The 25,062-nt window shown below is 66.1% G+C and carries 30 protein-coding genes and 1 tRNA gene; 11 read left to right on the forward strand and 20 right to left on the reverse strand.

The annotated features are described in order from the left end of the window. Nucleotides 1-183: 183 nt before the first annotated feature. The 4 genes from LPB142_RS09820 to LPB142_RS09835 form a co-directional block, all read right to left on the reverse strand. Nucleotides 184-1,620 (reverse strand): phage major capsid protein, encoded by a 1,437-nt coding sequence (locus LPB142_RS09820; RefSeq protein WP_068766961.1) that lies wholly within the window; start codon nucleotides 1,618-1,620, stop codon nucleotides 184-186. Then, nucleotides 1,617-2,234, reverse strand: coding sequence for a head maturation protease, ClpP-related (locus LPB142_RS09825; RefSeq protein ID WP_068766962.1), 618 nt, complete (start codon nucleotides 2,232-2,234; stop codon nucleotides 1,617-1,619). The genes LPB142_RS09820 and LPB142_RS09825 overlap by 4 nt, the downstream gene beginning before the upstream one ends. Continuing rightward, complete coding sequence (locus LPB142_RS09830) at nucleotides 2,234-2,824, reverse strand: MerR family transcriptional regulator (protein ID WP_068766963.1); 591 nt, start codon at nucleotides 2,822-2,824, stop codon at nucleotides 2,234-2,236. The genes LPB142_RS09825 and LPB142_RS09830 overlap by 1 nt, the downstream gene beginning before the upstream one ends. Before the next feature lie 267 nt (nucleotides 2,825-3,091). After that, the gene (locus LPB142_RS09835) at nucleotides 3,092-3,688 is read right to left on the reverse strand and encodes a hypothetical protein (protein ID WP_068766964.1); all 597 of its coding nucleotides are present in this window, start codon (nucleotides 3,686-3,688) and stop codon (nucleotides 3,092-3,094) included. 88 nt (nucleotides 3,689-3,776) lie between these two features. On the opposite strand from LPB142_RS09835, the gene LPB142_RS09840 reads away from it, so the two are divergent. From LPB142_RS09840 to LPB142_RS09850, 3 genes are all read left to right on the forward strand, one after another. Further along, on the forward strand, nucleotides 3,777-4,013 hold the full coding sequence (locus LPB142_RS09840) for a helix-turn-helix domain-containing protein (RefSeq protein ID WP_068767080.1): 237 nt from the start codon (nucleotides 3,777-3,779) through the stop codon (nucleotides 4,011-4,013). Next, entirely contained in the window at nucleotides 4,006-4,347 is a 342-nt protein-coding gene (locus LPB142_RS09845; protein ID WP_071166267.1) for a hypothetical protein, read from the forward strand. The genes LPB142_RS09840 and LPB142_RS09845 overlap by 8 nt, the downstream gene beginning before the upstream one ends. 165 nt (nucleotides 4,348-4,512) lie before the next feature. Further along, entirely contained in the window at nucleotides 4,513-4,719 is a 207-nt protein-coding gene (locus LPB142_RS09850; protein ID WP_071166268.1) for a helix-turn-helix transcriptional regulator, read from the forward strand. Nucleotides 4,720-5,010: 291 nt separating this feature from the next. Here LPB142_RS09850 and LPB142_RS09855 read toward each other — a convergent pair whose 3' ends face one another. The 13 genes from LPB142_RS09855 to LPB142_RS09915 all read right to left on the reverse strand — a co-directional run bounded on the left by LPB142_RS09855 (nucleotide 5,011) and on the right by LPB142_RS09915 (nucleotide 15,952). Then, the gene (locus tag LPB142_RS09855) at nucleotides 5,011-5,277 is read right to left on the reverse strand and encodes a hypothetical protein (protein ID WP_068766967.1); all 267 of its coding nucleotides are present in this window, start codon (nucleotides 5,275-5,277) and stop codon (nucleotides 5,011-5,013) included. After that, nucleotides 5,274-6,188: a helix-turn-helix domain-containing protein gene (locus tag LPB142_RS09860; protein WP_068766968.1), complete on the reverse strand. Its 915-nt coding sequence runs from the start codon at nucleotides 6,186-6,188 to the stop codon at nucleotides 5,274-5,276. The genes LPB142_RS09855 and LPB142_RS09860 overlap by 4 nt, the downstream gene beginning before the upstream one ends. Then, nucleotides 6,185-6,466 (reverse strand): helix-turn-helix domain-containing protein, encoded by a 282-nt coding sequence (locus LPB142_RS09865; protein ID WP_068766969.1) that lies wholly within the window; start codon nucleotides 6,464-6,466, stop codon nucleotides 6,185-6,187. Before LPB142_RS09865 ends, LPB142_RS09860 begins: the two co-directional genes overlap by 4 nt. A 274-nt stretch (nucleotides 6,467-6,740) precedes the next feature. After that, nucleotides 6,741-6,817 (reverse strand) — tRNA-Arg (locus tag LPB142_RS09870). 193 nt (nucleotides 6,818-7,010) lie between these two features. Then, nucleotides 7,011-8,231: a cysteine desulfurase gene (locus LPB142_RS09875; RefSeq protein WP_071166269.1), complete on the reverse strand. Its 1,221-nt coding sequence runs from the start codon at nucleotides 8,229-8,231 to the stop codon at nucleotides 7,011-7,013. A gap of 17 nt (nucleotides 8,232-8,248) precedes the next feature. Then, a complete protein-coding gene (locus tag LPB142_RS09880) occupies nucleotides 8,249-8,845 on the reverse strand; it encodes a YIP1 family protein (RefSeq protein ID WP_068766971.1) in 597 nt (198 codons plus the stop codon). A 510-nt stretch (nucleotides 8,846-9,355) separates the two neighbouring features. Further along, on the reverse strand, nucleotides 9,356-10,642 hold the full coding sequence (locus LPB142_RS09885) for a SufB/SufD family protein (protein ID WP_071166270.1): 1,287 nt from the start codon (nucleotides 10,640-10,642) through the stop codon (nucleotides 9,356-9,358). Then, the gene (sufC, locus tag LPB142_RS09890) at nucleotides 10,642-11,412 is read right to left on the reverse strand and encodes a Fe-S cluster assembly ATPase SufC (RefSeq protein WP_068766974.1); all 771 of its coding nucleotides are present in this window, start codon (nucleotides 11,410-11,412) and stop codon (nucleotides 10,642-10,644) included. Before sufC ends, LPB142_RS09885 begins: the two co-directional genes overlap by 1 nt. A gap of 25 nt (nucleotides 11,413-11,437) precedes the next feature. Then, entirely contained in the window at nucleotides 11,438-12,064 is a 627-nt protein-coding gene (locus LPB142_RS09895; RefSeq protein WP_068766975.1) for a hypothetical protein, read from the reverse strand. A gap of 31 nt (nucleotides 12,065-12,095) precedes the next feature. Further along, the gene (locus LPB142_RS09900; protein WP_071166271.1) at nucleotides 12,096-12,632 is read right to left on the reverse strand and encodes a hypothetical protein; all 537 of its coding nucleotides are present in this window, start codon (nucleotides 12,630-12,632) and stop codon (nucleotides 12,096-12,098) included. Between the two features lie 102 nt (nucleotides 12,633-12,734). After that, nucleotides 12,735-14,255 (reverse strand): Fe-S cluster assembly protein SufB, encoded by a 1,521-nt coding sequence (gene sufB, locus LPB142_RS09905; protein WP_071166272.1) that lies wholly within the window; start codon nucleotides 14,253-14,255, stop codon nucleotides 12,735-12,737. A gap of 13 nt (nucleotides 14,256-14,268) precedes the next feature. Next, the gene (locus tag LPB142_RS09910) at nucleotides 14,269-15,339 is read right to left on the reverse strand and encodes a cysteine desulfurase family protein (protein ID WP_068766978.1); all 1,071 of its coding nucleotides are present in this window, start codon (nucleotides 15,337-15,339) and stop codon (nucleotides 14,269-14,271) included. Between the two features lie 154 nt (nucleotides 15,340-15,493). After that, the gene (locus LPB142_RS09915; RefSeq protein ID WP_071167211.1) at nucleotides 15,494-15,952 is read right to left on the reverse strand and encodes a Fe-S cluster assembly transcriptional regulator IscR; all 459 of its coding nucleotides are present in this window, start codon (nucleotides 15,950-15,952) and stop codon (nucleotides 15,494-15,496) included. A 198-nt stretch (nucleotides 15,953-16,150) separates the two neighbouring features. On the opposite strand from LPB142_RS09915, the gene LPB142_RS09920 reads away from it, so the two are divergent. The 4 genes from LPB142_RS09920 to LPB142_RS09935 all read left to right on the forward strand — a co-directional run bounded on the left by LPB142_RS09920 (nucleotide 16,151) and on the right by LPB142_RS09935 (nucleotide 19,124). Next, nucleotides 16,151-16,810, forward strand: coding sequence for an alpha/beta hydrolase (locus LPB142_RS09920; RefSeq protein ID WP_071166273.1), 660 nt, complete (start codon nucleotides 16,151-16,153; stop codon nucleotides 16,808-16,810). Next, on the forward strand, nucleotides 16,810-17,049 hold the full coding sequence (locus LPB142_RS09925; RefSeq protein WP_071166274.1) for a hypothetical protein: 240 nt from the start codon (nucleotides 16,810-16,812) through the stop codon (nucleotides 17,047-17,049). The genes LPB142_RS09920 and LPB142_RS09925 overlap by 1 nt, the downstream gene beginning before the upstream one ends. Next, nucleotides 17,046-17,642, forward strand: a complete 597-nt coding sequence (locus LPB142_RS09930) for an HD domain-containing protein (protein ID WP_071166275.1) — start codon at nucleotides 17,046-17,048, stop codon at nucleotides 17,640-17,642. The genes LPB142_RS09925 and LPB142_RS09930 overlap by 4 nt, the downstream gene beginning before the upstream one ends. 267 nt (nucleotides 17,643-17,909) lie before the next feature. After that, the gene (locus LPB142_RS09935; protein WP_068766983.1) at nucleotides 17,910-19,124 is read left to right on the forward strand and encodes an NADP-dependent isocitrate dehydrogenase; all 1,215 of its coding nucleotides are present in this window, start codon (nucleotides 17,910-17,912) and stop codon (nucleotides 19,122-19,124) included. Between the two features lie 53 nt (nucleotides 19,125-19,177). Here LPB142_RS09935 and LPB142_RS09940 read toward each other — a convergent pair whose 3' ends face one another. Together LPB142_RS09940 and LPB142_RS19810 are read right to left on the reverse strand one after the other, a co-directional pair. After that, the gene (locus tag LPB142_RS09940; RefSeq protein WP_071166276.1) at nucleotides 19,178-19,411 is read right to left on the reverse strand and encodes a hypothetical protein; all 234 of its coding nucleotides are present in this window, start codon (nucleotides 19,409-19,411) and stop codon (nucleotides 19,178-19,180) included. Between the two features lie 130 nt (nucleotides 19,412-19,541). Next, nucleotides 19,542-19,664 carry a hypothetical protein gene (locus tag LPB142_RS19810; protein WP_269635308.1) on the reverse strand — a complete coding sequence of 41 codons (123 nt, stop codon included), beginning with the start codon at nucleotides 19,662-19,664 and terminating at the stop codon, nucleotides 19,542-19,544. 253 nt (nucleotides 19,665-19,917) lie between these two features. Between LPB142_RS19810 and LPB142_RS09945 the strand changes: the two genes are divergently transcribed. From LPB142_RS09945 to typA, 4 genes are all read left to right on the forward strand, one after another. Beyond that, nucleotides 19,918-20,532: a YitT family protein gene (locus tag LPB142_RS09945; protein ID WP_071166277.1), complete on the forward strand. Its 615-nt coding sequence runs from the start codon at nucleotides 19,918-19,920 to the stop codon at nucleotides 20,530-20,532. A 78-nt stretch (nucleotides 20,533-20,610) separates the two neighbouring features. After that, the gene (locus tag LPB142_RS09950) at nucleotides 20,611-21,225 is read left to right on the forward strand and encodes a YitT family protein (RefSeq protein WP_071166278.1); all 615 of its coding nucleotides are present in this window, start codon (nucleotides 20,611-20,613) and stop codon (nucleotides 21,223-21,225) included. Beyond that, nucleotides 21,225-21,557: a DMT family transporter gene (locus tag LPB142_RS09955; protein WP_068766987.1), complete on the forward strand. Its 333-nt coding sequence runs from the start codon at nucleotides 21,225-21,227 to the stop codon at nucleotides 21,555-21,557. The genes LPB142_RS09950 and LPB142_RS09955 overlap by 1 nt, the downstream gene beginning before the upstream one ends. Nucleotides 21,558-21,616: 59 nt before the next feature. Continuing rightward, entirely contained in the window at nucleotides 21,617-23,434 is a 1,818-nt protein-coding gene (typA, locus tag LPB142_RS09960; protein WP_071166279.1) for a translational GTPase TypA, read from the forward strand. A 156-nt stretch (nucleotides 23,435-23,590) separates the two neighbouring features. Here the strand turns inward: typA and LPB142_RS09965 are convergent, their stop codons facing one another. Beyond that, entirely contained in the window at nucleotides 23,591-25,003 is a 1,413-nt protein-coding gene (locus LPB142_RS09965; RefSeq protein WP_071166280.1) for an aminotransferase-like domain-containing protein, read from the reverse strand. Nucleotides 25,004-25,062 lie beyond the last annotated feature (59 nt).

The raw sequence follows: 25,062 nt of genomic DNA on the forward strand, positions 1-25,062 counted from the left end.
CCGCGCTGGGCGTTCGGGCGCATCATCCTCGCATCGAGGCCCAGCGCGGCTGAGTGCACCGTCACGCGTCGGAGTGATGCGCCGATGCTGCGGGTGTTATTCGCCACCGCCCGCTGGGCTCCGCAGCCCGAGAGAACTGCTGGTGTCACCGGGCGGGATGCCTTTCCGCCCGGTGATTCAGGATCAGGCGCCGGGGTTACGGAACCAAGCCGCCGTCTCGATGAACTTGGCGTCGACCGCCCAGACGAGGCGGTACTGCATCCCGAGGGTTTCCCAGGCAGGCCGGGACTCGACCCGAGGCGCGCTCTGGCCGGTCAGGAAGGCATGGGCGAGGCCGTCGTGCAGCGCAGGGTTCCCGATCAGGTACCATGCGCCATCGTCCGCGAGGCCGGGCTCCACGATGATCTCGAGCTTGCCCGAGAAGGGGTTCGCGTCCGAGAACTTCGTCGCCTGGATTTCGGCCACCACCTGTTGCGCCACCGTCTCGAGCTCTGCCGGGACCACCAGCGCCCAAGGCTCGATCGCGTAGAGCTCACCCTGTAGCCCCTTGGCCTTGCGCAGTGCCACACGCGCCTCGGAGAGGCTGGTGACACTCAGCGCGGCCCCGGTGCTGGTCGTGTTGCCGTGCGAGGTGTGGAACATCGGCTGTCCATCGGCCATCGTCTGCCCAGCGCCCGCGTTCGCCTCGAGGGGTTCCAGGAGTACCCGCCGCAGCCGCTCGACCGCGCCGCGAACCATCCGCTCCGATGCCTGCTGCATCAGCCCGGTCGGATCATTGACCAGCGCGGTGTTGGTCAGGTTGAAGCCCGCGCCGAAGTCACGCGGCGTCGGCAGCGCTTCGCCCTTCTCGTCCATGGTGACGAACTCGATCTCGCCGGCCTCGGCGATCTCTTGCGGCATGCCCGATGCCGACAGGGTCAGAGCTTTGCCCTGGTGATACGTGTCGCGCGGGATTTCCCGCGAGGCCCGTGCCAGATCAGGGACACGCTGGGCGAACTGCCGGGCAACCACGTTCGACATGGCGTCGGCGGTGATCATCGCGAAGTCGCTTGCGGTGTGGGTGCCGCTACTCATCAGGCGCGCTGCCTGAGTGCGGCTGGAAACACGCTCCCCGCGCCCTTCGCAGATCGCCATGATGATGTCGCCCCAGTCACCGGCAAGGTCGCGTCCGAGGGTGGGAGTGTGGCTCCGGTCAAGCCGCGCCTCCACAGCGTCACGCACACGCGCATGCAAGCCGGGCCCACTGTTCCAGTCCGTGCCCACCGTGCTGAATTCGCGCGTCGGCCCGTAGTCGCGAACGCTGGCGTCGGCGAGCATCGAGAACACCACGGTCCGAGCCGTCTGCTGGACCTTGTCGGTTTCGGGATCCTGCTCGGTATCGATTTCCGCGAGATAGTCCTTCACGGCCTTGGCAAGATCATCCGCGGCGACCTTGTTCTTCTCGGTCAGGTCGCGGATCAGCTCGAGACCCGGTGCCAGCGTCTCCATGCGCTTGATCGTCATCTGCGGCCGCGCCGCGAGGACGTCGGCCATGATCGCCGGAAGCTTCCGCTCCTGGGCGAAGAGGCGCGCTTGCGCCAAGAGCCGCGCGGGCGGCTGGATTTGGGTGGGTGCGTTCATTGCTCGCCTCCTTTGGGTTCGGACGGGACGGCCGCCCAGCCGTTTTCGCGCGCGAGGCGCTGCAAGGCCGACGGTGCGGCCGAGTGCTTCGTGTAGTCGTGTTCTGCTGGCGCTTCGGGCTTCGCATCGCCATCGAGGCCGTCCGCGAAGCCCAGCGCGATCGCCTCTTCGGCGCTGAGCCATGTTTCCTCGGCGAGCCATGCCTGGACCCGCGCCACCGGCTGACCAGAGAAGCGGCTGTAGATTTCCGCGTCGGTCCGTCCGACCTTCTCGAGCAACTCGGCTTCCTTGCGGTGGGCGTCTGCGTCACCAGCGATGATCGACCACGGGTGGTGAGCCATCCAGAACGCTGCTGGGTGCATCAGCACAGAGGCCCCACCGCAGATCAGCAGCGAGGCCGAACTCGCGGCCACGCCGCGCACCCGGAACCGCACCCGGCCATGGGCCTCCGCCTCGGCGAGGATTGCCGCGCCCTCGAAAGCATCTCCACCGGGACTGTTGACGATCACGTCGACGTCGCGGCCAGAATGCCCGGCGAGGAACTCGGCCAGCGCCAGGGCGGTGTTGCGCCCAGCGCCGATGTAGCCGGATATCCGAAAGGTGGGGCGATCCATCAGGCCGCATCCTCCGACAGCACCGCCACCGAGCCCGGAAGCAGGTCCAGACCGGCTGCGCGCGCGCGTTCGACCGCAGCCCGCCACTGGCGAGCGATCTGGACCGAGGTAATCGAAATCGGACCAACCGGTGTGGCGTGCCGCACCTCGGTCTCGTTTCCGTCCTTGTCGAGGCGCCGCCACGTCCGGTCAGGCACCGGGCGATCAAGGCGCAGCTCGGTGAGCTCGTCGCCCGTCATGGTCGCGGCACGATGGTTCACCTCGCGGCCATCGCAGCCGTCTTCGCCTTCGCGCCACGCGACAAGGTGCAGGTCCGAGACGTCGTGGCCCAGCGCCAGAGCACCGAGGAAAGCGTGAGCCGCGCGAGAGGCAAGGACGGACAGCGCCGCTGTGCGGATCGCCATCCCCTGCGCCGTCAGCGCGTCCTGCAGCTTCCACGCAAGAAGGTCGGCAGGCCCATAGGTCCGTTGCCCTGTTCCGTCAGCCTCGAAGGGGAGCATGCCAGCGCCGCGCCGCTTCTTGATCACATCGACGCTCTCGCCCGCGAAGGTCGCGAAATCGCTCAGTCGTATCCGCCCATGATCTGCCATTTTCGCGCCACCCCGTTCCCGTAAGCTATTGGAAACAAGGTAATCGCGTTCGCCACTTGCAGCGAGCCAAGCGTTGCGCGTGCTCGTCCAATTGAGCGGCGTCCGCAGCGTCCTACAGCGCGCTTTGTGCGGGTTTCATCCGCAGCGCCCTCGGTGATTCGCCTTTAAGGCATTGGGAAACGTGAGAAATTCGCGGTTTTGCAGGACACCCCATTTCGAAGGGGGCGCTGGGCATCCATTCCTTTAGCCACCTTGCGCAAATGCTGGTCAGGCTTCGCGGCGCAATTCGTTCCAGAGCGGGCTCAGCTTCTTCCTGATGACGCTGTCGCTCGGGCATTCCGCGCCGTGCGTCTGGTCCAGAAACCAATTCGACATGGCCTCGGTGAACTCCTTCAGAGTGGGCGGAACCCCGTGCTGGTGAACGTAGATCGCCACCGCGCGCCAGAAGCCGTCCCAATCGTACTTCGGTTCCGGTCCCTTCCCTGCGTGCGGGCGGCGCATCAGCTCGTGCTCGTCCTCGAACCGCCCCATCTCGGCGACGTCGATCAGCAGGTCACCTGCCGCGACCATCACGCCATCCGCAGGATCGCTCACCGTTCGCCACTCGCGCTCGCCCACCCTGCGCAGCCGCCGCAAGCGCATCGACGTCGGACCCGAGCCATCGCGCCGGAACATCGGCAGAAGGTCAGCCATGGCGACCACGACCAGCCCGGCCACTTCCTCGCTGCCCGCATGCACCGGTGGAATGCTGGTGGTGACCTCGAGGCGCTCCTGGGCAGCCCACTGCGCCACCTGATGCGGCGCAGCGATCCACCGTGCCGAGACTTCATCGATGCTGAACAGGCTCTGTCCTGGTAGCGGCATGGGCTTCGGTCCTTGTTCTGAATTCGTGACACGGTTACGAATGAGGATAGGCGCGCAAGCCGTCAACTTAAATCAGGACAGGATTCCGATGAACGCGGTGCAATGCAGGATGGCGCGGGCGGCAGTCGGCTTCGGCATTCGGGAGCTCGCCCAGCGCGCGGGTGTCGCCATCGATACCGTCGCAAGGCTCGAGCGCGGTGACACGCTGCGGCCAAGAACAGTCGAGGCGATCTGCGCGGCGCTGGAAGAAGCGGGCGTGGAATTCATCGAGGCCACCGAGACCGCGGGCGTTGGCGTCCGCCTGAAAGGAGATCGCAATGCCTGAGTGGATCCCGACGTCGCTTTCGGTCGACTGGATCGCCTTGGTGGTTTCGCTGTTGGCCATCGTGCTTTCCGTCTTCGCGCTTCGCCAGAACACGCGGTTCCGAACCGGCGATCATGCGATGGAGGCCGGGCGTCTCGCGGCCGAGATTGGCGAGCAGCTCGGCGACCTCTCGTCCCGCGTGCCGAAGGTGAAGGCAAACTGGCATGCGCTGATGGCCGCGAACGGGAACTTCCACTCGGGAGCGAGGCAGCAGCTGGACAATGAGATGGAGCAGGCTCTGGCCGATGTGACCTCGCTGCGCGCGCGCCTCGCCGATCTGTCTGGCGACTTCTAGCGGCTGGGCCCTGCCACGCTCGAGCAGCGCCTCGTGCAGCTGTGGTCACTCAAGCTGGCCGCGAACCGAGTGGAGGCTGGCATCGCCGATCGCGAAGCCAAGCACCAGCAAGGCGTCGAGGCCCGGCGCGCCGCGATCAACCGCTGACCAGAACCGGAGGAACGGATGGCAGAGCAGCAAGAAGCCGACATTTTCGAGGGGTATCTCACTCGCGAGCAGCTGGCCGAGAAGCTGGGCGTCACGAGAGACACCGTCGCGCGATGGTCGACGCAAGGGATCGGCCCCGATCTGATCAAGGTCGGTCGGAAGGTCTTTTACCACGAGGACGCGATCCGCGAGTGGCTGAAAACCCCCGTCGTTCGGAAAGGCTGACCGGCCCGAAAACCGGGTGGCAACCCGGCAACCCAAAGGTGGAAACCCAAGGGTGGAAACCCGTAAAAATCCTTTGACGCTAGAGACTTAGCGCGCTTCCGCCCCCCGCATACGTTTGGCGCGCAGGAGGAACCAAAGCCGGGGGGGGGTGGCCCGCGAGGAGTCCGCGAGAGGCGATTTCCGAGCCGCCCGCGCCCTGCTTTCCTAGCGCCGCGCCGCCCGAAACCAGCCGCGAGGCGCTTCGCGCCTGTTCTCTGGCTCCCCCCCGGTTCCGCGCGCCCCCCCTCATGCTCAGGCGTGCCCTGCAGGCTTCGCAGCCGCCAGCACCTGCGCGGGTGTCCGTGCCTCGTGCTTGGCTGGGAGACGGCCCACGGAGGCCGCTGTGGCCCGCAGGTGGGCTGCGGTGCCCTCCGGCCCGCAGATCGCCGCGAGGCGCCCCACCATGTGGCCGTGCGCGGCGCTGAGGACGTGCAGGCCCGGCAGGCCGCGCCCGACGAACTCAAGCATCAGCCGGTCGAGCTCGTGCGCCAGCTCAGCCACCAGATCGTCTTCGCTCATGCCACCGCCTCCCTTCTCGATCCCACCGCGCCGCTCGGCAGCAGGTGGCCAAGATTGTGCCTCCGGAACCGTTCGGGCGAAACCATCCCGGTCTCGAGCAACCGTGCCACGTGCACGTTCGTGATCAGGGTGGGCGGCACGTATCGGTCACCGTTCAGCCATTCGGCCCGAAGCTTCAGCGCATCGTGCTCTGACACCGGCTTCGCAGGTGCCGCGCTGGGGCGCTTGTCGTGCCGCCTGCGCTTGTCCCCGCTCTTCGCAGCCTGCTTCGCCCGCCACCGGCGCTCCATCGCCCTGTCGAGCGCCTTCGGCCCGTCAGGCGGGATCGGGTGTTCCTTCCGCGTCGCTGCCGCCACGTCGAGGATTTCTGCCTCGGTCAGCCCGAAGCGCTTCGTCCATCCGATCACGTGGTCTCTCGCGGCCCGCTCGCGCCACCAGCTCGGGAGGATGGCGTTTGGTCCGAAGCCCACCGCCCGCTTCACCCCTTCGAAAAGATCATTCGAATCCGGCGCCTCGCGCGCGTCCTCCTCCTTTAAGGGTTCTCTTACAGTGTTAGGCGGCAAAATTTGCCGTCGACTTTCCGCGCATTTTTGCCGTCGACTTTCGGCGCGCTCGGCCGAGTTATCCACAGCCTCGAAGCCGTCCTCGAACGCGAAAACGTACCGAGTCGCGGCGCGCTTGAGCCGCCCGCCCGTGCCCTTCACCCGCCGCAGGAGGCCCATCGCCTCAAGCTCGGCCAGATGGTTTCGGACGCTCCGCTCCGACATGCAGGCGTCCGTCGCGATGCGCTTGTGGGATGGGAAGCACCCGTTCTCGGGATTGTGGCGATCCGCGAGGCACAGCAGGACCGTCTTCGTCGCGGGCTTCATGTCGCGCTGCTTCATGGCCCAGTTGGTGGCTTGGTAGCTCATGCCCGCGCCCCCTCTGCCAAGGAGGCGAACACCGGTTCGAACTCGAGCAACCATCTGTCCGTGTCCGCGAACCTGATGACCTTCCCGCGCGCCTCGAGCCGGTCGAGGATCCCGTGCAGCTCGCTGACGTCGATCCCTGCTTCCTTGGCGAGCCGCTCGGGCGTCACCAGACACCCGTTGTCCGGGCAATGGCAGTCGGCGAGGTAGACCAGCACCATCCGCTCATCGAGCGGCACGTCGCAGGCCCTGACGGCCCAAAGGGTGGCTTCGTGGCTCATGCCGCCGCCCTCCCGCTGAATGCCGTCTTGGCGCTTGTGCGAGACGACGAGAGCCCATATTCTGCCGGGGTCATTTGCCCAAATGACAATCCTTGAACCCCGGTCGCGCCCTCGGCATGGCCGGGGTTTTCCTTTGTCAGGCTCCCTGTGCCGAGATGCCGATTCCGGCCTCCGAAGGCGCGAAAAAGGCCCGAATTCGGGGGAAACTGCACGATCGTGCAACTTCCGCCGAAAATCCGAGCCTCTGAAACGCCGCTAAGCGTCTGGAATTGTTTGGCGCACCCAAAGGGATTCGAACCCCTGGCCTCTGCCTTCGGAGGGCAGCGCTCTATCCAGCTGAGCTATGGGTGCCTGCGGGCGGGTATAAACGAGGCTCTCGCCCCCTGCAACGGGCAAAATCACTCAAAACGCCACGCCCGGGCCAAACCGCGCAAGGGCGTATTTATGCCAAGAAGAAGAGACCGGGAGGCGCGCAGCCCCCGGTTTCCCCCTTGCCGGGGCGCTGTTTCTTCTTGGCAAAAATACGCAAAATCCCCGGCCGGGGTCAGCAGAGCAACTCGTGGCAGAGCTCGAGCCCGCTGACCAGCGCATCGACCTCCTCGCGGGTGTTATAGAGCCCGAAGGAGGCGCGCGCGGTGGCCGAGACGCCGAGCCATTGCATCAAGGGCATCGCGCAATGGCTGCCCGCGCGCACCGCGATGCCGCGTTTGTCGAGGATCGTCGAGAGATCATGGGCATGCGCCGGCCCGTCGAGGGTCATCGAGAAAATCGCCCCCTTTTTCGGAGCATTTCCCTGGATATTCAACCAGTTGAGGCCGCGGAACCGCTCTTCGGCATAGGCGCGCAGGCTTTGTTCATGGGCCTCGATATTGGCCATGCCGAGCCCGGTGAGGTAATCGATCGCAACGCCGAGGCCCACTTGCTGGACGATGCCGGGCGTGCCCGCCTCGAAGCGCATCGGCGGCTTGGCATAGCTGACCGCCTCGCGCGTCACCGTGTCGATCATGTCGCCGCCGCCGAGGAAGGGGCGCATCTCGGCCATCCGCTCGGGGCGGATATAAAGCGCGCCCGAGCCCGAGGGGCCATAGAGTTTATGCCCGGTGATCGCGTAGAAATCGCAGCCGATCGCGGCGACATCGACGGGCATGTGGACGGCCGCCTGCGAGCCATCGACGAGGACCGGCACGCCCTTTTCATGGGCGCCCCGGGTGATCGCGGCGACATCGACAAGCGTGCCGAGCACGTTCGACATATGGGTGACGGCGACGAGTTTCGTGCGCGGCCCGATCGCCTCGAGCACCCGCGCCGGATCGAGCGCGCCATCGGCCTCGGGCTCGACCCATTTCAGCACCACCCCCTGCCGCTCGCGCAGGAAATGCCACGGCACGATATTGGCGTGATGCTCCATCACGCTCAGCACGATCTCGTCGCCGGCCTCGAGGCGCGGCGCGGCCCAGGCATAGCTGACCAGGTTGATCCCCTCGGTCGAGCCGGTGGTGAAGACGATATGCTCCTCAGAGGGCGCGTTCAGAAAGCGCGCGATCTTGCCGCGCACGCCCTCATAAGCCTCGGTCGCCACCGTCGAGAGATGATGCAAGCCGCGGTGAACATTGGCATAATCTTCCTCGTAAAAGCGCGTCATCGCGTCGATCACGGCGCGTGGCTTTTGCGCCGAGGCGCCGTTGTCGAGATAGACGAGCGCCCGCCCGTTGACCTTTTGCGCCAGAATCGGGAACTCCGCGCGGATCTGCGTCACATCATACATCGCCCAACTCCTCGCCCTCAGGCGCCCGCCCCGGCGACCGGCACCGGCACGATCCCGAGGCTGACCAGCAGCACGCCCGCAATCAGCGCGCTGACAAAAAACGTCGCGATCACCCCGAAGGCGACCGGCACCATCTCGGTGAACCCGTGCAGCGCCGCGGTGAACTGCACCAGCAGCCAAAAGAGCAGCCCCACCACCGCGAGCGACACCACCACCGAGGTGAGCGGAAAGAACACCATGATCAAGACCTGCACGATCTGCGCGACCATCAGCACGAATTCGATCCAGACCATCAGCAAAAGCGCATCCGCATAGCGCCCGCGCCCGCCAAACCAGCCCCCCACCAGCACCATCGCAAAGGCGCCGTAGAGGATCAAGACGCCCTGCACCACCGCCATCGGCAAGGGGCTGCCGACCGCGCCGAGGTCGATCTTGGTGATGAAGGCAAACAGGATCTCGGCCAGCGTGCCAAGCGCGGCCGAGGCCGCCACCACCGCGCCAAGCGCGATCAGCCGCGCCTGCAGCGGCAGGTTCATCGCGATGAGCCGCCGCGCCAAATCCTTCGGCGCGCGGAAGGTCTCGATCAGAAGCTCCTTGACATCGGGCGTGCTCATCCGCGCTCTCCTGCGGGGAGGTCAAATTCCGCCACCCGGATCCCCGCCCCCAGATCAGCCCGAAGGCGGCGAAAATCAAGAGGTTGACGAGCGAAAGCTGAAGCCCCTGGCCGAGAAAGCCGGAGACGAGCCCTTGCAGCAGCATGAGCGGCGAGGCCGCCAAGAGCGCCCAGAAGAGCGCCAGCCGCGCGCCATAGCCGCTGCCGCGCCCGCCCGCGAGCCGCGCCACCCCATGCGCGCCAAGCGCGAGCAGGTAAAACACCGGGATCATCGCCAGAAGCGCAAGCCCCGTGCCCACCATCAGCCCGGTCATCGGCAGATCGGGCTCGAGATAGGCCAGCCGCGACAGCCGCGGCCATTGCGCCACGAAGATCACCCCGAGCGCCGCCAGCAGGAAGGTCAGCGCCCGCGGCTCGGAGCGGCCGCGCGCCAGATGCGCGCGCACCACCGCCCGCGGCGCGCGGTAGCTGCGGAAGATATCGTCAACGGCGCTCATCGGCCCCCCAAAGCTCAGTCGCGGTGCCGCGCCAGCCAGCCCTCGAGCCGCCCGACGATCTCGTCTTTCAGCGCCTCATCCTCGACCTCCTCGATCGCATCGGCGAGGAAGCTCAGCACCAGAAGCGAGACCGCCTCCTGCACCGGCACACCGCGCGAGCGCAGATAGAAGAGCGCCGTCTCGTCGATCGCGCCGGTGGTCGAGCCATGCGAACATTTCACGTCATCGGCATAGATCTCGAGCTCGGGCTTGCCGAGGAACTGGCTGTCGTCATCGAGCAGGAGCGACTGGCTGATCTGATAGCCGTCGGTCTTCTGCGCGCCGGGCTTGACCAGGATCTTGCCCTGAAAGACGCCGACCGCGCCGTGTTTGAGCACTTTCTTGAAGACCTGCCGGCTCTCGCCGCGCTCGGCGCCATGGGTGATGAACACGGTGTCGTCATGGTGGAAGGGCGCGCGCGCCCCGTCGCCCAGAGCCGCCCCCGCGACATGGGCCACCGCATCATCGCCCTGCATGTCGATCACACATTCGTTGCGCGTGAGCACGCCGTTCGCGGTCAGCGTGAAGCTCTTGAACAGCGCCCCCGCCGCGAGGCGCGCGAAGATGCCGGTGACGGCGCGGCGCTCATGGTCGCGCCCCTGCACGCGGATATGGTGGAACCGCGCGCCCTCGGCCAGATCGACCTCCATCGCCTTGTTGAACCGCGCCCCCGCCGGGCCGCTTTCCAGAACGGTCAGCTCGGCGCCGGTTTCCACCCGGATCAAATGGTGCAGCACCGGGTCCGAGGTCGCATCGGCATGGATATAGATCAGATGCACGGGCTTCGCGGGCCGCCCCGTCACGCGGATCAAGACGCCATCGCTCGCGACCGCGGTGTTGAGCGCCGCGAAGGGCCGCGCAACCGGGCTCTGGCCATCGGCCTCGAGCGCGCCGTAAAGCCCCTCGGCCCAATGGCCCTCGCCCGCGAGCGCAAGGCGCGAGATCTCGAGCCCGGCGAGCTCGAGCGGGTCGGAGGCCGCCGCGTCGAAGACGCCATCGACGAAGACGATCTTGAGCCGGTCGGTCTCGCCAAAGACCGGCGCCTCATCGCCCGCCTCAAAGGGCGCGGCCGCCGGCGGCTGCGCGGCGTTGAGCGCGCTCGCATCGGTCCAGCGCCAATATTCATCGCGCTTGCCCGGCAGGCCCATCGCGCCAAGCCGCGCGCGCGCCGCCGCCCGCGCCGCGCCGAAGGCCGCGCCGGAAAGCGGCCCGAGCGCCGCCAGACGCGCCTCGAGCGGGGTCATCTTCTCGGCCGCAGACATCAGAGCACCCCCTCGATGCCATGGGCCTTGAGGATCTCGGCATAGCCGTTCGCCTCGACCTCGAGCGCGAGATCCGGGCCGCCGGTCTGGATGATCCGGCCATCGGCCATGATATGGACGACATCGGGTTTGATATGGTCCAGAAGGCGCTGGTAATGGGTGATGACGAGGAACGAGCGGTTGGCATCGCGCAGCGCGTTCACGCCCTCGGCCACGAGCCGCATCGCATCGACATCGAGCCCCGAATCGGTCTCGTCGAGGATGCACATCTTCGGCTCGAGCATGGCCATCTGGAGGATTTCATTGCGCTTTTTCTCGCCGCCCGAGAAGCCCACATTGACCGGGCGCTTGAGCATCTCGGCGTCGATCTTGAGCGCCTTGGCCTTTTCGCGCACGAGTTTGAGGAACTCACCGGCCGAATATTCCTCCTCACCGCGCGCCTTGCGCTGCGCGTTCACCGCGGTGCGCAGGAAGGTCATGTTGCCCACGCCCGGGATCTCGACCGGGTATTGGAACGCCAGGAACAGCCCCGCCGCGGCGCGCTCTTCGGGCTCCATCTCGAGCAACTCCGCGCCCTCGAGCGCGGCCGAGCCCTCGGTGACCTCATAGCCGTCGCGCCCCGAGAGCACATAGGAGAGCGTCGATTTGCCCGAGCCGTTCGGGCCCATGATCGCATGCACCTCGCCCGCGCCGATCGTCAGGTTCACCCCTTTCAGGATGACCTTGTCATGCTCTTCCAGTTTGACGTGCAGGTTCTTGATTTCCAACATTTTCAGGGTCCCGTTTCGGCGCCGCTCAGAGCGGTCGGAGATAGGTTTGCAAGATCTGGCCGAGGCGATCGGCCGGGATGGGGGCGGGGGTGAGATCGAAGATGGCCATGCGGCCGATCAACCCCGTGCGCGGGGCGAAATCTTCCATCTCGTGATAGGCGGGGCGGTCGGCGTAATCGTCCCACAGCAGCGTGACCGGCCGGGTGATGCGGAAAAGCGTGGTCAGGAAACAGGCCGCGCGGAAGCGCCCGTCGACGAAAACCACATCGGGGTGGACGAAATCCTCCCGATCCCAGACCGAGAGCGCATAGAGCGGCCAGCGCCGGAAGGCGGCGGCATTGACCGGGTGGCCCCAGTCCTTCGTCGGGCCGATATCGGCGTGATGCAGCGTGACCGGGCTCGCGCCGGGGTTGGCGGCGAACCACGCGCCAAGCCCCGCCGCCCAGGCCGCATCGCTCTCGACCGAGAAGATCCGCTTGCCGGGCATCGCGGCGGCGAGCGCCGTCGAGCCGCCCGAGCCATATTCCAAGATCACCTCGGCCGCCCCATAGGCCGCGCCAAGCGCCTCGGCCTCGGCCGGCGGCAAGGTCAGCGCGGGCGCCTGCGCGGCGGCGGGCGCAGCCGAGAGGCCGGGTTTGGGCGCGCCGCTCATCGCGCGCCCCCAAGGCCCGCGGGCCGGGCGCTCAGAGCGTGTAGACCACGCCCCGGAAGATCAGCGAATCGGGCACCGCCGAGACGCGCTGCACCTCGACCCAATCCTTGGTGAAGAGCATCTCCGCCGCGCCGGGCGCCCAGAAGGCGAGGTTGTGCAGCGCCGAGACGGCAAGCACCACGCCGAGCATCTGCCCGGTCATCGCCGCCCCGCCCCGCAGCCCGAAGGCAAAGGTCAAGACAAACGACAGCCCCGCGCCGAGCGCCAGCATCACCACCGTCTGCCCCTCGCCGAAGCTCAGCGCCTGCTCGACCGAGACCGGCATGAAGCGCACCTTGAGCGCGACCGCGAGCGCCACCGCCAGCGCCCCGAGCGCAAAGGCCAGCACCACCTTGACCGCCCCGAACCGGCGCGGTTTCTCGGCGCAGATCTCCGGCGCGATCTCGGCCAGCGAGCGCACCGCGATCTCCTCGCCGCCCACATGGAGCAGGATCCGCCCCTTGGCGCGCGCGCGCTCGGCCTCGATGCGCCGCAGCCGCTCGTTGAACGTGGTTGTCGATACCGCCATGGCCAAGCCCTTCCCCCGGTCGTCCCGAGGAAAGGTTAAGCGCCTGAATTTGCCCGAATTTAGGCAAATCGAGGCAAAAGCCGTGACCTGCGACGGTCTGTCTCACCCGACCGACCCCTCCAGCGAGATCGCCACCAGCGATTGCGCCTCCATGGCGAATTCCATCGGCAGCGCCTGCAACACCTCGCGGCAGAAGCCGTTGACGACCAGCGCCACCGCCTCTTCCTCGCCCACGCCGCGCGCGCGGCAGTAGAAGAGCTGATCGTCATCGACCTTCGAGGTGGTGGCCTCGTGCTCGACGCGGCTCGAATTGTTCTTCACCTCGATATAGGGCACGGTATGGGCGCCGCATTTGTCGCCGATCAGCAGGCTGTCGCACTGGGTATAGTTGCGCGAATTCTTCGCCTTCGGGTGCATGGTGACGAGCCCGCGATAGGTGTTTTGCGCGCGCCCCGCCGAGATCCCCTTCGAGACGATCCGCGAGCGCGTGTCGCGCCCGAGGTGGATCATCTTGGTGCCGGTATCGGCCTGCTGGTAGTTGTTGGCGATCGCGATCGAGTAGAACTCGCCCTGGGATTCATCGCCGCGCAGGATGCACGACGGATATTTCCAGGTGATCGCCGAGCCGGTCTCGACCTGGGTCCACATCACCTTGGCGCGGGCCTCGCGGCAATCGGCGCGTTTGGTGACGAAATTGTAGATCCCGCCCTTGCCCTCTTCATCGCCGGGGAACCAGTTCTGCACGGTCGAATATTTGACCTCGGCATCCTCGAGGATGACGATCTCGACCACCGCGGCATGGAGCTGGGCGGTGTCGCGCTTGGGCGCGGTGCAGCCTTCGAGATAGGACACATAGGCGCCCCGGTCGGCCACGATCAGCGTGCGCTCGAACTGCCCGGTGTTCTCGGCGTTGATCCGGAAATAGGTCGAGAGCTCCATCGGGCAGCGCGTGCCCGGCGGGATGTAGACGAAGGACCCGTCGGAAAACACGGCCGAATTCAGCGTCGCGAAGAAATTGTCCGATTGCGGCACGACCGAGCCGAGGTATTTCTTCACCAGCTCCGGGTGCTCCTTGATCGCCTCGGAGATCGAGCAGAAGATCACCCCCGCCTCGGCGAGCTTGGCCTTGAAGGTGGTGCCGACCGAGACCGAATCGAACACCGCATCGACCGCGACCTGACGCTCGCCCTCGACGATGTTCTCGGCGCCCTCGATCCCGGCGAGGATCATCTGCTCCTTCAGCGGGATGCCGAGCTTTTCATAGGTCGCCAAGAGCTTCGGATCGACCTCGTCGAGCGATTTGGGCTTCTTCGCCATGCTTTTCGGGCGCGCGTAATAGTAGAGATCCTGATAGTCGATCTTCGGCACATCGAGGAGCGCCCACTGCGGCTCCTCCATCGTGACCCAGCGCCGATAGGCCGCGAGCCGCCACTCGAGCATCCACTCGGGCTCGTCATTCTTGGCCGAGATCAGCCGCACGATCTCCTCGGAAATGCCCTTCGGGGCATAATCCATCTCGATCTCGGTCTCCCAGCCATATTTGTAGGAGCCCATGTTGGCCACGGTCTCAACCGTTTCCCGGTCCACGCCCTCGCGGATCTCCAGCTCTTGCTCCACCATCATTTTCCTTTCCGCGTCAGACTTTTGCGCGATGTTTTTCACGTGCCGCGCCGAAGTCCTCGGCAAAGCGCAATACCTCTTCCCGTGTCACCCCCGGGCCGATCGAGATCCGGAGCGCCGAACCCGCCGCCGCCTCGGGCCAGCCCATCGCGGTAAGCACCCGGCTCGCGCGGACCTTGCCAGAGGAGCAGGCCGAACCGGCCGACACCGCATATCCCATCAGGTCGAGCCGCATCACCTGCGTCTCCCCCTTCCAGCCGGGCGTGACAACCGACAGTGTATTGGGCAGGATCGCCGGCGGCGTCCCGATCTCCCCTGTCGCTGTCTCCCAGCCGGGAAAATAGAGGTCTTTTGTCGGGTTTTCCAGTGCCTCTTTTAGAATATTTCTAATTTCGGCAACTTCCTCCCAAACCCCATTGGCCAGATCGCGCGCCGCCGCCTCGGCCGCGGCCCCAAAGCCCACCGCGCCAAGGATGTTCTCGGTGCCCGCGCGGCGGCCCATCTCCTGCCCGCCGCCCCGCAGACGCGCCGCAACCTCGGTGCCGCGCCGCACCACAAGCGCCCCAACCCCCTTCGGCCCGCCGAGCTTATGCGCCGAGACCAGCCCCGCCGTGCAACCGAGCCAGTTGAACGCAAAGGGAATTTTCCCAAAGGCCTGGGTCAGGTCAGAGACCGCCAAACCCGCCGGCAGATCCTGGATCACCCCGGTCTCGGAATTGGCAAGCTGCAAAGCCGTGCGCGCAGGCTCGGCCACCGCGACCCGCCCATAGCCGTCGACCGGCAGATCCGCCACGCACCAGGCCGAAACCGCATCATGCTCGACCGCACCGCAGGCAAAGCCCTTGCCCTCGAGCGCAAGCGCCGCCGCCTCGGTCGTGCCGGAGGTGAAAATCACATCCTGCCCCTCGGCGCCAAGCGCCGCCGCCACCTGCGCGCGCGCCCGCTCCAACAGCCCCTTGGCCGCGCGCCCCTCGGCATGAACCGAAGACGGATTGCCGACGAGATCCATCGCCGCGATCATCGCCGCCCGCGCCTCGGCGCGCAAAGGCGTCGTGGCATTCCAATCGAGATAGAGCCGCGGACGCATCACGCCCCCCAAGCCGCGCACCCGGCCATTTCGCTGAATTTGCGTATTTGTACCAAGAAGAAACGGGAAAGTTGCGAAAGCCCCCGGGTTTCTTCTTGGCCCAAATACGCCCCCGCCGGAGGCGTCCGACCTCCCCCAGAGGCGCGCCGGAGGCTCATTCGTCCACCACCGAAAAGAGCGAGGGCACCGCCGGGCAGGGTTTGAGCCCGTTTTTCACCACATCGGCGAGCGTCGTCTGATGCAGGAACACGAAGACCTGCGCCGAGAGGCTTTCCCAGAGCCGGTTCGAGAGCGATTGCGCGCGCGAGCCGCACACCCCCCCCGAGGCCCCCGCGCCCACATGCAGCGCCGAGACCGTCTCATCGACCGCCTCGAAGACATCGGAGATGCGGATCTCCTCGGGCGCGCGCGCCAGCCGATAGCCGCCCCCCGGCCCGCGCACCGAGACCACGAGCCCTGCGCGCCGCAGCCGCACGAAGAGCTGTTCGAGATAGGGCAGCGAGATATCCTGCCGCTTCGAGATCGCCGCGAGCGAGGTCATCTGATCGGCCCCCGCGATCGCCAGATCCACCAGCGCCACGATCGCATAGCGCCCTTTGGTCGAAAGTTTCATCTCAGCCTCCCCCGCCGCGGCCTGATTGCCCGCAAAAACGGGCCCGGCCATTGACGCCGCGCGCTTGGCCGCTTAACTCCTGAACACCCGAATTCCCGGCATCCCGCCGGGTACTTCCGTCCTAGGGTGTCCGAGCGAAAGCGTCAAGTTAGCGCGCCGTCGCACCCCGGGGCAGAGATGAGATCGCAGCGAGAGACGATGCCCGAAGTCATTTTCCCCGGTCCCGAAGGTCGCCTCGAGGGCCGCTATCACCCGCAGCCCGCCCCCGACGCGCCGATCGCCATCATCTTGCACCCCGACCCGCAATTCGGCGGCACGATGAACAACCGTGTCGTCTATAATCTGCATTATGCCTTCCACAAGATCGGCTTCACGGTGCTGCGGTTCAACTTCCGTGGCGTCGGCCGCAGCCAGGGCGAATATGATCAGGGCATCGGCGAGCTCTCGGATGCGGCCTCGGCGCTCGATTACCTGCAGGCGATGAACCCGAATTCGAAACATTGCTGGGTCGCGGGCTTCTCCTTCGGCGCCTGGATCGGCATGCAGTTGCTGATGCGTCGCCCCGAGATCACCGGCTTCATCTCGGTCGCGCCGCCGGCGAACATGTATGATTTCTCCTTCCTCGCGCCCTGCCCCTCCTCGGGGCTGATCATCAACGGCTCGGCTGACCGCGTGGCGCCGCCGAAGGATACCGCCAACCTCGTGTCGAAGCTGCGCGAGCAAAAGGGCATCACCATCACCCATGAAGAGGTCGAGGGCGCGGACCACTTCTTCAAGGATGACGAGGCGCATATGAAGCCGATGATCGACACGGTGCAGAGCTATGTGAAGCGCCGCCTGACGGAAGGCTCGCGCTGATGGCGCTGCTCGACGAGCTCGCCGATGCCCTCGCCGCCGATACGATGGCGGCGATGGCCGAGCTCGGCGATGACCGGCTCTACATGGATGTCGGCAAGGTGATCGGCACCTCCTCGCCATCGTTGCAGGAGGCCTTCATGACCTCCTGCCGGCTGCGCCTCTCCGAGCAGCGCGGCCGCGCCTATCTCGAACAGGTGCTGCGCCAGCGCCGCGCCGAAGCCGAGAGCCAGGGCGAATGAGCGCGCCCCTCGACAAGGAATTCGCCTTCCTTCTCGAGATCGAGAAGCTCAAATCGGTGAGCCGCGCGACCCCCGTCGCCGATAATTCGCGCCGCGAGAATTCGGCCGAACATAGCTGGACGCTGGCGCTCTATGCGCTGGTTCTGGCCGATCAGGCCGCGCCCGGCGTCGATGTGATGCGCGCGGTCAAGATGCTCCTGATCCATGATCTCGTCGAGATCGACCTGGGCGATGTGCCGATCCATTCGCAAGGCGGCACGGCGCATTCCTCCACCGCAATCCAGGCCGCCGAGGCGAAAGCCGCCGAGCGGATTTTTGGCCTTCTTCCCAAGCCCTTGGGCGACGATCTCCATGCGCTCTGGCACGAGTTCGAGGCCGCCGAAACCCCCACCGCGATCTATGCGAAATCGCTCGACCGGGTGCAGCCGGTGATGCTCAACCTCGCCGGCGGCGGCGGCTCCTGGCTCGAATATGATGTGAGCTGGGACCAGCTCGAAACCCGCGTCGGCGCCAAGATCGCGCGCGGGCTGCCCGGCGTCTGGGCGGCAGTGCAGGCGCGCATCCGCCCCTGGTTCACCGCCCGCGGCCGCTGAGCCCGGCCACTCCACCCTCTCGATTGGCCCACCCGGACCTGAGGTCGGATGCCTCCGGCGGGGATATTTTTGGCAAGATGAAAGAGCGGAGCCCTCTCCCTTTCATCTTGCCCCAAATATCCCCCGCGGAGCGTCCCACCCCGCCATGCGCGCCAAAGGGGGGGTGGCGCAAATTTCGGTATGCAATTGCATACAATGACTGGAACCCTGCGTCAAAATGCGCTATGACACGCCAGCGAGTGAGTCACCCAACCGAGGAAGCCACGCATGACGAAGATCAAGGTTGAGAACCCCGTTGTCGAGCTCGACGGCGATGAGATGACCCGGATCATCTGGGATTTCATCAAGCAAAAGCTGATCCTGCCCTATCTGGACATTGATCTGAAATATTACGACCTCGGCATCGAGGAGCGCGATCGCACCAACGACCAGATCACCATCGATGCGGCCAATGCGATCAAGGAATATGGCGTCGGCGTGAAATGCGCCACCATCACCCCCGACGAGCAGCGCGTCGAGGAATTCGGCCTCAAGCAGATGTGGAAATCGCCCAACGGCACGATCCGCAACATACTCGGCGGCGTGATCTTCCGCCAGCCGATCATCTGCCGCAACGTGCCGCGTCTGGTGCCCGGCTGGACCAAGCCGATCGTCGTCGGCCGCCACGCCTTTGGCGATCAATACAAAGCCACCGATTTCCGCTTCCCCGGCAAGGGGAAACTGTCGATGAAATTCGTCGGCGAGGATGGCACGGCGATCGAGCGCGAGGTCTATGACGCGCCCGACGCGGGTGTTTACATGGGCATGTACAACCTCGACGCCTCGATCCTCGATTTCGCCCGCGCCTCGCTCAATTACGGCCTGAACCTCGGCTGGCCGGTCTATCTCTCGACGAAAAACACCATCCTCAAGGCCTATGACGGCCGCTTCAAGGACCTGTTCCAGAAGGTCTATGAGGAGGAATTCGCTGAAGCCTTCAAGGCCAAGGGCATCTGGTATGAGCACCGGCTGATCGACGACATGGTGGCGTCTTGCCTGAAATGGTCGGGCGGCTATGTCTGGGCCTGCAAGAACTACGACGGCGATGTGCAATCGGATACGGTGGCCCAAGGGTTCGGCTCGCTCGGGCTGATGACCTCGGTGCTGATGACGCCCGATGGCAAGACCGTCGAGGCCGAGGCCGCGCATGGCACGGTGACGCGCCACTACCGCCAGCATCAGGCGGGCAAGCAGACCTCGACGAACTCGATCGCCTCGATCTACGCTTGGACGGGCGGGCTCAAGCACCGCGCGAAACTCGATGGCAACGCGCAGCTCGCGCGCTTTGCCGAGACGCTCGAGAAGGTCTGCGTGGCCTGCGTCGAGGACGGGTTCATGACCAAGGATCTCGCGCTTCTCGTCGGCCCGGATCAGAAATGGCTCACCACGATGGGCTTCCTCGAGAAGGTCGACGAATATCTGAACAAGGCGCTGGCGGGCTGAGGAGGCCGCCGCGCGGGAGGGGGGCCGGCGCGCCTGCGCCGGCCTTTTTCGTTTCACCTCAGATGGGTGAGGACATCTGGCAGCGGCGGCGGCGAGGCCGCTTTCGGCGGCAGGCCGATGTCGCGCCGCAAGTGATCATCGAGCGCGACAAGGCTCGAAAGCGGCCGCGCGCGGTGGCGCGCAATCTGCGCGCCAAGCGCCGCAAGAAGCACCCGGTGCAGGCCGAAATGCGCGATGATCTCTTCAAGGGGTGCGCCAAAGGGTGCCAAAGGGTCGGTTCCGGTCATGGGATCTCCGGCGGGCGCCGGCCTCATTTTGGGGGTTGGAAAGCCCGGACCAAAGCGACCCTGACGGGAGAGAGAGACCGGGCGGAAGGGTCAGACGAGGCTGTCAGGGGCGTGGCGCCCCGGGCTCGGATCAGGCCTGTCGGCGGGCGCGTCGATACGCGGGCGCGACAGGCTTGCCAGTTGCAGCGACCAGATAGGTCGCGGCGCGGGTCTTGAGCCACCCGGCGGTCGGGGCGAATGCGAGACTGGTCATGATCCGCCCTCCTGTCTGAAATTGCCGGATGGCGAGACGATCCCCGCGCGGGCGAGTCGGCGCAACCCCTTATTTCCCTGTCACCGCGCGCCGCGCCCCTGCGGCGATTTCGTAACAGCCCTTCTTCTTGGCAAAAATACGCAAGCAACGCCCGGGCCCCCGCGTCGCAGGGCGTATTTGGGCCAAGAAGAAACGAAACCGCCCGGCCCCACCCGCCCCTTGCGAGCGCCCCCGCGCCGTGAGAGAGAGGGCCATGACCGAGATCACCCCCGAAAACCCCGCCCGCCACACGCTGCTCGACGATGCCCAGGGCCTCGCCTATGGCGGGGTGATGGCGGCTTTTGGCATCGTGATGCTGACCCATCTGGGCTTCGTCACCGGCCAGACGGCGGGGCTCGCGATCCTGATCTCCTATGCGACCGGCTGGGGCTTCGGGCCGGTGTTCTTCGCGGTCAACCTGCCGTTCTACTGGTTCGGCTATCGCCGGCTGGGCGGCATCTTCGTGCTCAAGACCTTCGCCTCGGTGGCGCTTTTGTCGGGGCTCTCGATGGTGCTGCCGAATTATGTGAGCTTTGCCACGCTCAACCCGCTCCTTGGCGCGGTGCTGATCGGCTTCATCTCGGGCTCGGCGCTGCTGGCGCTTTTCCGGCATGGCGCCTCGCTCGGCGGCGTGGGGATCATGGCCTTGTATCTGCAGGATAAAACCGGCTTCAAGGCGGGTTGGACGCAGCTCATTTTCGACGCCTGCGTCTTTGCCATCGCGCTCAGCCTGCGCGATCTGACGACGGTGGCCTGGTCGTTCCTCGGCGCGCTGGTGCTCAACCTCGTGATCGCGATGAACCACCGCCGCGACCGCTATATCGCCTGACGAGCCCTGCGCGCCGCGCAACCCCGCCCGCCCGCGCGCCCTCTGGACAGCGCGCGCGGCTTGCGGCAGAGTTAGGTCATGAGTGCTGACCTTGCCCCCAACAAACATTACACCCTCTTCGAGGATATCCAGGGGCTGATCCTGGCCTCCACCCAAGCCGCGCTGGGGATCCACCTCTTGCGCGCGGCGGGGCTTGTCACCGGCGGCACCGCCGGTCTGGCCCTGATCCTGTCCTATATCACCGGCTGGAGCTTCGGGGCGGTGTTCTTCCTCATCAATATCCCGTTTTACGGCTTTGCCTATTGGGCGCGGGGGCTGACCTTCTGCCTGAAAAGCCTGACCACGGTGACGCTGGTCTCGCTGATGGCCGAGGCGCTCAAACCGCTCTTCACCGTCGGCCAGATCCAGCCGGGCGTGGCGGCGGCGCTCTTTGGGGTCTCGGCGGGCGTCGGGCTTTTGGGGCTCTTTCGCCATTCGGGCTCGCTCGGCGGCGTCTCGATCGTGGCGGTGATCTTGCAAGACCGCTTCGGCTTCAAGGCCGGCTGGACGCAGCTCATCCACGACCTCGCGCTCTTTGCGCTCGCCCTCGCCTTCCTGCCCTGGGACCGCGTCGCCTGGTCGCTCCTTGGCGCGGTGATCCTGAATTTCGTGATCGCTTTCAATCACCGCCGAGACTGGTATATCGTGACCTGATGCGCACCTATCTCTTCCTCCTGATCGCCGTGATGTTCGAGACCTTCGGCTCGAGCTGTCTGCAAGCCAGCCAGCAATTCACCCGCTTCTGGCCAACCGTCGGCGTGGTCTTCGGCTTTGCCGGCGCGTTTTACTTCTTCACGCTGGTGCTCAAGGTGCTGCCGCTCGGCATCACCTATGCGATGTGGTCGGGGATCGGCATGGTGCTGATCGCGGGCTCGGGCTGGCTGATCTTCGGACAGCGCCTCGATTGGGCGGCAATCGCCGGAATCGCGCTGATTATCGCCGGAATCCTTGTCATCAACCTGTTTTCCAACTCTGCCAGCCATTGAGGCTGGCGCAAGCGGGCGGTTTCGGCTATGGCCGCCCCAAACCACGAACAGGCGGACCAATGGACATTCGCAATATCGCGATCATCGCACACGTCGACCACGGCAAGACCACGCTCGTCGACCAACTCCTCAAGCAATCCGGCGCGTTCCGCGAGAACCAGGCCGTCGCCGAACGCGCGATGGACAGCAACGACATCGAACGTGAACGCGGCATCACCATCCTCGCCAAGGCGACCTCGGTCGAATGGAAGGGCACGCGCATCAATATCGTCGACACCCCCGGCCACGCCGATTTCGGCGGCGAGGTGGAGCGGATCCTCAGCATGGTCGACGGCGTGTGCCTGCTCGTCGACGCCGCCGAAGGCCCGATGCCGCAGACGAAATTCGTCACCTCCAAGGCGCTCGCCCTCGGCCTGCGCCCGATCGTGGTGCTCAACAAGGTCGACAAGCCCGCCGCCGAACCCGACCGCGCGCTCAACGAGGTCTTCGACCTCTTCGCCAACCTCGGCGCCACCGATCAGCAGCTCGATTTCCCGCATGTCTATGCCTCGGGCATCGGCGGCTGGGCGGATCTGGAGCTCGACGGGCCGCGCAAGGATCTCTCGGCGCTGTTCGATCTGATCCTCGAACATGTCGAACCCCCGAAACAGGAATTCCGCGCCGACGAGCCCTTCCAGATGCTCGCCACCACGCTCGGCGCCGATCCGTTCATCGGCCGCATCCTGACCGGGCGCGTTGAGGCCGGCACGCTGAAAGTGGGCGATCCGCTCAAGGCGCTCTCGCGCGAGGGCGAAAAGCTCGAGCAGTTCCGCTGCACCAAGATCCTCGCCTTCCGCGGCCTGACCCAACAGCCGATCGACGAAGCCGTCGCGGGCGATATCGTCTCGATCGCGGGCATGTCGAAAGCGACCGTCGCCGATACGCTCTGCGCGCTCGATGTCGAGACCGCCCTGCCCTCGCAGCCGATCGACCCGCCGACGATCTCGGTCACCTTCGGCATCAACGACAGCCCGCTCGCGGGCAAGGACGGCACCAAGGTGCAATCGCGCGTGATCCGCGAGCGCCTGATGAAAGAGGCCGAGACCAATGTCGCGATCCGCGTCGAGGATACCCCCGGCGGCGAGGCCTTCATCGTCTCGGGCCGCGGCGAACTTCAGATGGGCGTTCTGATCGAGAACATGCGCCGCGAGGGCTTTGAGCTCTCGATCTCGCGCCCGCGCGTGATCTTCCGCGAGGAAGGCGGCGAGCGGCTCGAGCCGATCGAAGAGGTCATCGTCGATGTCGATGACGAATTCTCGGGCGTGGTGATCGAGAAGCTGACCGGCAACCGCAAGGGCGATCTGGTCGAGATGCGCCCCGCCGGCCACGGCAAGACCCGCATCGTCGCCCATGTGCCCTCGCGCGGCCTGATCGGCTACCAGGGCGAGTTCATGACCGACACCCGCGGCAACGGCGTGCTGAACCGCATCTTCCACAGCTGGGCGCCCTATAAAGGCGCGATCCAGGGCCGCCGCCAGGGCGTGCTGATCTCGATGGAGAACGGCGTCTCGGTGGCCTATGCGCTGTGGAACCTCGAAGAGCGCGGCAAGCTGTTCATCGGCGCGCAGGAGCAGGTCTATACCGGCATGATCATCGGCGAACATTCGCGCGACAACGATCTCGAGGTGAACCCGCTCAAGGGCAAGAAGCTGACCAACGTCCGCGCGAGCGGCACCGACGAAGCCGTGCGCCTCACGCCCCCGGTGCGGATGTCGCTCGAAGAGGCGATCGCCTATATCAACGACGACGAACTGGTCGAGGTCACGCCGAAGATCGTGCGCCTGCGCAAACGCCACCTCGACCCGCATGAGCGCAAACGCGCCGCCCGCGCCGAGTGAGACGATAAGAAAAGGGGGGCGCTGCCCCCCTCTTTGCTGCGCAAATTCACCCCCCGGGATATTTGGACATCGTTGAAACCAAAGGGATCCCTCCCCCTTCAACGATGCCGAAATATCCCGGGGGTGAGGCCCGAAGGGCCGAGGGGGCAGCGCCCCCTACACCGGCAGATCGAGCGGCGGCTTCTCCAGGATCCGCACGAGCCGCGAGATTGCGCGCTGGAATCGCTCCTCGGGCACGCCCCCCGCCATGGCGATCCGCACCGCATTCGGCGCATGGCCATCCTGGAGCACATATTCATCGGCCGAGCGCAAGAGCACCCCTTCGGCCTCCGCCACCCGCGCGAAGGTCGAGCCGCGCCAGCCGGTCGGCAGGCGGAGCCAGATGAAGCTCAGCCCCGGCTGCCAGCCGATATCCTGATCGCCAAAGGCCTGCACCACCATCTGCAGCCGCCGCGACATCACCTCCTGCGCCGCGTGCCGCAGCCGCATCGCCTCGCCCGAGCGGAAGAGCCGCGTGATGATATCGGTCACCGGCCGCGGCAGGCCGAAGAAAGCGTGCTGCGCCGTCAGCCGCCCGGCCTCGCCCATCCCCTCGGGCGCCACCACGATGCCAAAGCGCATCCCCGCCGAGATCGTCTTCGAGAGCGAGGTCACATGCCAGGCGCGCTCGGGCGCGATCACCCGCAGGCTGTCGAGCCCGGACACCGGCGCGGTATAGCAATCATCCTCGATGATCTGCAGATCATGGCGCCGCGCGACCTCGGCGATCGCGTGGCGGCGCGCGTTCGACATCCGCGCGGTGGTCGGGTTCTGCGCATCGGGCGTGATGCAGACCATCTGCCCGCCATGGCGCCGGCAGGCCGCCTCGAGCGCCTCGGGCACCATCCCCTCGGCATCGAGCGCGATCGGAACCACCTCGGCGCGATTGAGCCGCGCGGCATGGCGGAAGCCCGGATAGGCGAGCTCTTCGCAAAACACCACCGGCCGGTCGCCGCGCAGGCAGCATTGCATGACGATATTGATGCCGTTTTGCCCGCCATGGGTCAGCACGAGGTCATCGGCGTCGATCTGCCCGGCGATCGAATAGCCCTCGAACCAGTCGAGCGCGGCCTCGCGGCAATAGCGGTCGCGGCGCAGGCCCGGATATTCGAGATATTGCCGGCCGATTTCGCCCGCGGCCTCGGCCATCGCCTGCGCGAGCGCGGCGACCTGGCCGACATCGGGGAGCTGCGGCGAGCGGAGATCGACGACGCCGTCGTCATCATTCGGGTCGGTGAGCGGATGGCGGTAGAGCGGCTCGGTCGGGCCGAGGCGGCGCGATTGTGTCGATACAAACGTGCCCCGCCCGACGGCCGCCTCCAGGAGCCCCTCCTGCGTCGCGATCTGATAGGCCCGCGCCACGGTGCCGGGCGTAACCCCCAGTTTCCACGCCAGATTTCGCACCGTCGGCAGGCGCGTGCCCGGCGCGAGATCGCCCCGCCGCACGCCTTCTCGCAGCGCCCGCACCAGCGAGAGATATTTCGGCCCGGTTTGCGCCACCAGGTTCGGCGCCCAACTTGTATCTGTCACAATGTTTCTCTGGATTGCATTGTATCCCTCGGATAGGGTCAACCTATCAGAGATCCCCG

It is taken from the genome of Rhodobacter xanthinilyticus (genome assembly GCF_001856665.1).
Taxonomy (GTDB): Bacteria; Pseudomonadota; Alphaproteobacteria; order Rhodobacterales; family Rhodobacteraceae; genus Rhodobacter; species Rhodobacter xanthinilyticus.

Coding starts and splice junctions, on each gene's coding strand:
- LPB142_RS09820 (WP_068766961.1), bottom strand. CDS start 1,620: ATGAACGCACCCACCCAAATCCAGCCGCCCGCGCGGCTCTTGGCGCAA.
- LPB142_RS09825 (WP_068766962.1), bottom strand. CDS start 2,234: ATGGATCGCCCCACCTTTCGGATATCCGGCTACATCGGCGCTGGGCGC.
- LPB142_RS09830 (WP_068766963.1), bottom strand. CDS start 2,824: ATGGCAGATCATGGGCGGATACGACTGAGCGATTTCGCGACCTTCGCG.
- LPB142_RS09835 (WP_068766964.1), bottom strand. CDS start 3,688: ATGCCGCTACCAGGACAGAGCCTGTTCAGCATCGATGAAGTCTCGGCA.
- LPB142_RS09840 (WP_068767080.1), top strand. CDS start 3,777: ATGAACGCGGTGCAATGCAGGATGGCGCGGGCGGCAGTCGGCTTCGGC.
- LPB142_RS09845 (WP_071166267.1), top strand. CDS start 4,006: ATGCCTGAGTGGATCCCGACGTCGCTTTCGGTCGACTGGATCGCCTTG.
- LPB142_RS09850 (WP_071166268.1), top strand. CDS start 4,513: ATGGCAGAGCAGCAAGAAGCCGACATTTTCGAGGGGTATCTCACTCGC.
- LPB142_RS09855 (WP_068766967.1), bottom strand. CDS start 5,277: ATGAGCGAAGACGATCTGGTGGCTGAGCTGGCGCACGAGCTCGACCGG.
- LPB142_RS09860 (WP_068766968.1), bottom strand. CDS start 6,188: ATGAGCTACCAAGCCACCAACTGGGCCATGAAGCAGCGCGACATGAAG.
- LPB142_RS09865 (WP_068766969.1), bottom strand. CDS start 6,466: ATGAGCCACGAAGCCACCCTTTGGGCCGTCAGGGCCTGCGACGTGCCG.
- LPB142_RS09875 (WP_071166269.1), bottom strand. CDS start 8,231: ATGTATGATGTGACGCAGATCCGCGCGGAGTTCCCGATTCTGGCGCAA.
- LPB142_RS09880 (WP_068766971.1), bottom strand. CDS start 8,845: ATGAGCACGCCCGATGTCAAGGAGCTTCTGATCGAGACCTTCCGCGCG.
- LPB142_RS09885 (WP_071166270.1), bottom strand. CDS start 10,642: ATGTCTGCGGCCGAGAAGATGACCCCGCTCGAGGCGCGTCTGGCGGCG.
- sufC (WP_068766974.1), bottom strand. CDS start 11,412: ATGTTGGAAATCAAGAACCTGCACGTCAAACTGGAAGAGCATGACAAG.
- LPB142_RS09895 (WP_068766975.1), bottom strand. CDS start 12,064: ATGAGCGGCGCGCCCAAACCCGGCCTCTCGGCTGCGCCCGCCGCCGCG.
- LPB142_RS09900 (WP_071166271.1), bottom strand. CDS start 12,632: ATGGCGGTATCGACAACCACGTTCAACGAGCGGCTGCGGCGCATCGAG.
- sufB (WP_071166272.1), bottom strand. CDS start 14,255: ATGATGGTGGAGCAAGAGCTGGAGATCCGCGAGGGCGTGGACCGGGAA.
- LPB142_RS09910 (WP_068766978.1), bottom strand. CDS start 15,339: ATGCGTCCGCGGCTCTATCTCGATTGGAATGCCACGACGCCTTTGCGC.
- LPB142_RS09915 (WP_071167211.1), bottom strand. CDS start 15,952: ATGAAACTTTCGACCAAAGGGCGCTATGCGATCGTGGCGCTGGTGGAT.
- LPB142_RS09920 (WP_071166273.1), top strand. CDS start 16,151: ATGCCCGAAGTCATTTTCCCCGGTCCCGAAGGTCGCCTCGAGGGCCGC.
- LPB142_RS09925 (WP_071166274.1), top strand. CDS start 16,810: ATGGCGCTGCTCGACGAGCTCGCCGATGCCCTCGCCGCCGATACGATG.
- LPB142_RS09930 (WP_071166275.1), top strand. CDS start 17,046: ATGAGCGCGCCCCTCGACAAGGAATTCGCCTTCCTTCTCGAGATCGAG.
- LPB142_RS09935 (WP_068766983.1), top strand. CDS start 17,910: ATGACGAAGATCAAGGTTGAGAACCCCGTTGTCGAGCTCGACGGCGAT.
- LPB142_RS09940 (WP_071166276.1), bottom strand. CDS start 19,411: ATGACCGGAACCGACCCTTTGGCACCCTTTGGCGCACCCCTTGAAGAG.
- LPB142_RS19810 (WP_269635308.1), bottom strand. CDS start 19,664: ATGACCAGTCTCGCATTCGCCCCGACCGCCGGGTGGCTCAAGACCCGC.
- LPB142_RS09945 (WP_071166277.1), top strand. CDS start 19,918: ATGACCGAGATCACCCCCGAAAACCCCGCCCGCCACACGCTGCTCGAC.
- LPB142_RS09950 (WP_071166278.1), top strand. CDS start 20,611: ATGAGTGCTGACCTTGCCCCCAACAAACATTACACCCTCTTCGAGGAT.
- LPB142_RS09955 (WP_068766987.1), top strand. CDS start 21,225: ATGCGCACCTATCTCTTCCTCCTGATCGCCGTGATGTTCGAGACCTTC.
- typA (WP_071166279.1), top strand. CDS start 21,617: ATGGACATTCGCAATATCGCGATCATCGCACACGTCGACCACGGCAAG.